Source organism: Armatimonadota bacterium (assembly GCA_035527535.1).
Taxonomy (GTDB): Bacteria; Armatimonadota; Hebobacteria.
Map to the genome: position 1 here is coordinate 1 of DATLAK010000015.1, position 3,804 is coordinate 3,804.

At 67.8% G+C, this 3,804-nt stretch carries 3 protein-coding genes; 2 read left to right on the plus strand and 1 reads right to left on the minus strand.

Annotation, left to right across the window (positions count from 1 at the left end):
* The first annotated feature begins 231 nt into the window (after positions 1-231).
* Positions 232-1,155, plus strand: coding sequence for a quinate 5-dehydrogenase (locus VM221_00775; protein ID HUT73351.1), 924 nt, complete (start codon positions 232-234; stop codon positions 1,153-1,155).
* Positions 1,152-2,246, plus strand: a complete 1,095-nt coding sequence (locus tag VM221_00780; protein ID HUT73352.1) for a shikimate dehydrogenase — start codon at positions 1,152-1,154, stop codon at positions 2,244-2,246. The genes VM221_00775 and VM221_00780 overlap by 4 nt, the downstream gene beginning before the upstream one ends.
* Before the next feature lie 60 nt (positions 2,247-2,306).
* Here VM221_00780 and VM221_00785 read toward each other — a convergent pair.
* Positions 2,307-3,804: DUF4838 domain-containing protein (locus tag VM221_00785; GenBank protein HUT73353.1), on the minus strand; the 1,498-nt coding region annotated here is incomplete at its 5' end.

Genomic DNA, 3,804 nt, shown 5'->3' on the forward strand with positions numbered 1-3,804 from the left:
CGAGTGCGCGCGGAGATGGGGGAGGAGGTCCCCGCGGTCCTCACCGGCGGATGGGCGGAGATGATGGCGCCCGAGCTGGATAAGGTCGCGGGGGTCGAGCCGGCCCTGACCCTGATCGGGCTGCGCCTGGCCTGGCAGCACGCCGCGCGCGGGCGCCGGTGAGCGCTTCCGACGACAGGGATCGCGCCGCTCCCGCGCGGGAGCGATGGAGGTGACACTACGCCCCGCACCGTGAAAGAGATCGTCAGCGTCAGCCTGGGTTCGTCCACGCGCGACATGGAGGTCGAGGTCGAACTCGGCGGACACCGTCTGCATATCCACCGCATCGGTACCGACGGCGATCTCGACCAGGCGCTTGCCCTCGTCAGAGAGCTCGACGGCAAGGTTGACTGCTTCGGCTTGGGCGGCGGTGACCGCTACCTGGTGGCGGGCAAGCGCCGCTACGAGGTGGTGGCGATGGCCCGGCTGGCGCAGGCGGCGAAGCGCTCGCCGGTGGTGGACGGCGGGGGCTTCAAGGAGACGCTGGAGCCGCACCTCCTGCATCGCCTGGCCAAGGAAGGGCAGATTGATCTGCGCGGCAAGGAGACGCTGCTGGTAAGCGCCGTTGATCGCCCGGGCATGGCGCGCGCGCTCCCCGAACTGGGTGCGCGCGTAACCTACGGTGACCTGATCTTCGCCCTCGGGGTGCCGCTCCCGCTGCACTCCCTGCGCTCGATCTCGATTCTCGGCTTCGTCGTCCTGCCCATCGTGCGGCGGCTGCCGATGTCGGTCGTTTACCCCACCGGCGCCAAGCAGGAGTCAGTCACCGGCAAGTACGCGAAGTACTTCTACCGATCGCAGGTGATCGCCGGCGACTTTCACTACATCCGGCGCTACTTGCCCCCGCACATGGACGGCCGCATGGTCATCACCAACACCATCCGGGCGCAGGACCTCAAGCTGCTGCGAGCGGCGGGAATCAGCAGGCTCATCACCACTACCCCCGCCTTCGGCGAGGGCTCATTCGGCACCAATGTCATGGAGGCCGTGCTGGTTGCGGTTTCAGGCCGGCAGCCGCACGAACTGTCGGGGCCGGACTACCTGGACTTGCTCGACCGGCTGGGCTTGTCCCCTCGAACCATGCATCTGCAGGACGAAGGTGAGCCTGGCACATGAGCATGGGCCGCTTCGCCTTCATCATCCACCCGCTCGCGCCCGCCGACGTCGCGCGCAAGTATCCATTGGCCCGCTACCTGCCGGTGGGCGCTCTCGAATGGGTCATCAGGCGCATGTCGCCCCGCATGGTGTCTCACATCACCGGCATCGCCGGCGGCGACGGAGCGCAAGCGGAGGGATGGTTCATCGCCCTCCCCCTCACCCCCCGCCAGTTCTTCCGCCTCGACCCTGATTTCGTCATCAGCCGCATCATCCAGGCCGGCCGCGTCGCCCAGGAGCTCGGCGCGCACATCGTCGGCCTCGGCGCCTTCACCTCGGTGGTGGGCGATGCCGGTGTCAGCGTCGCCCGCGGCCTCGACATCGCCGTCACCACCGGCAACAGCTACACCGTCGCCACCGCCGTCGAGGGCGTGCTGCAAGCGGCGCGCGTCATGGGCCTGGCCCCCGAACGCTCCACCGCGGCCGTGGTGGGGTGCACCGGCTCGATCGGCCGCGTCGCCTCCCAATTGCTGGCCGAGGTTGCACCCCGGTTGGTCCTGATCGGGCGCGACCAGGCGAGGCTGTGCGCGGTGTCGGACAGGATCAGCGCGCAAGCGGAGGTCCAAACCTCGACCGACATCGAGCGCTCGCTGCCCGCGGCCGACATCGTGGTGACGGTCACCAGCGCCGTGGACACGGTGATCGAACCGGGGTTCCTCAAGCCGGGGGCGGTGGTGTGCGACGTGGCGCGTCCGCGCGACGTCAGCCGGCGGGTGTCCGAGCAGCGCCCCGACGTGCTGGTGATCGAGGGCGGGGTGGTGGCGGTGCCGGGCGCGGTGGACTTCGGCTTCAACTTCGGCTTTCCGCCGCGCACCGCGTACGCGTGCATGGCGGAGACCATGATCCTGGCGCTGGAGCGCCGCTATGAGAACTTCAGCCTGGGCCGCGAGATCGAAGTCGCCAAGGTCAAGGAGATCGCCCAACTAGCGGCCAAGCACGGCTTCAAGCTCGCCGGCTTCCGCAGCTTCGAGCGAGCGGTGAGCGAGGAGCAGATCGCTCGCACGCGCGACCTCGCCCAACGCGCTCGCACGCGCAGCGGCGGCGCCGGCTAGGGCCGTCGCGGGTTTCTCCGCCGGGCGCGAACTCCCCGCGGTACAAGCACACGCTCGGGGCTACCTGGGCGCCTCCCTTGCCACCACGGCTTTGGCCAGAGGCACATCCAGAGGACGATCCGCGGCCACCAGGTAAACGGGCAGGTAAATACCGCCCATGAATGCGCTGTTGTAAACGCGCACCGCGATCGTGTTGGCCTCGCCGAGCTTCAGGTGCGACCGGGGATCGAAGGCGAACGGCGTCGCCCAGATCTGAGCCGGCGTCAGGCCCGTGGTCGCGCAGCTGTGCTCGAAGGCCAGTTGCCCGTTGAGGTACACCCACGCCTCCTCGTCCACGGCGCCGAAATACAGGTACAGATACTTGCGATCCAGGCTCGCGGGAACGGCGATGGTTTGCCGATACCATCCGAAGCCGGTGTAGCCCGGGAAGCCCTGGCTGTCCCAACCGTTGCCGCGGTCGCTGCGCACCTCGGCCCAATCGGCGTCAGTGAATGAGGCGCCGTACCACGCTTTCGATCCCCCCACATCCTCCGGGTCAATGGCGAATCTCCAGACCGCCGGCAGGGGCCACACTTCGACTTCGCTCGGCTTGATGTCCGACAGCCGTTCGGAGACGCTCAGATCGGTGCGCCATTCCTGGAGCCGGAGGTCAAGGTTAGGAGACCCCTCCCTCGTGAAAACCACGTTCTCGCGGCGCGCTTCTTTCTCGAACTCGGCGATGAGGGAGCGATAGCGGTCCGGCCCGGTGAACTCCGGCCCCTGGCACAGCTTGACGTAGATGATGGGCAGCCGCGCGAGCTGCACCCGGCGGCGGATCTCGTCGCTGCGCGCCAGCGCCTCCGCGCGATCGAACAGCGCGGTCGCCTGGTCGAGGAACTCGCGCGAGAGGAACGGGGCGTCCATGTTATAATACATGTTCACCTCGGGGCGCTCGCTTCCGGCCCTATCCAGCAGCTCGTAGTAGGCGAAAATGGCCGGCGCGGCCTCCTCGTAATAGCCCTGGACGAAGTCTCGCGTCAGCTCCTCCACCTCGCGCGTGGGGTCCCACAGCAGCTTGGCCATGACCCAACTGCGCATCTCCATGCGCTCGCCGCCCGCGCCCTGATAGGTGCCCTCCAACATGACGCCCTTCACCTTGTGCGCGACGTAGTAGCGCACGCTCGGCGCCAGCACCTGCATATTGGGCAGCGGCGCAAGGTAATGCCCGAAATTGGCGGTGTAATCCCAGATGGTAAGCTGGTTGCATATCGCCGACCACGCGCTGATCTCCTGGCGGTAGCGCTTGCTCTCCGGGTGGTCGCTGGAGACGAAGTCAACGAACGGATAGCGGCCCGCGTGGAAGTTGTTGCACAGCCGCACCACTACGTTCTGGCGCGGCCGCACCCGGGTGGGCGCGTCAACCGTATGCTGGTACGCCAGGGTCGAAACCCACACCCCGGGATGCGCCTTTTCCACCGCCGCGGCGACCTGGTTGACGAAGGTAATCAACGACCCGGCGGGGCTGCCGTTCTCCGCGTCAATCCTCGCGCACGCGGGGCAGGTGCAGTGCGAGTCGTTG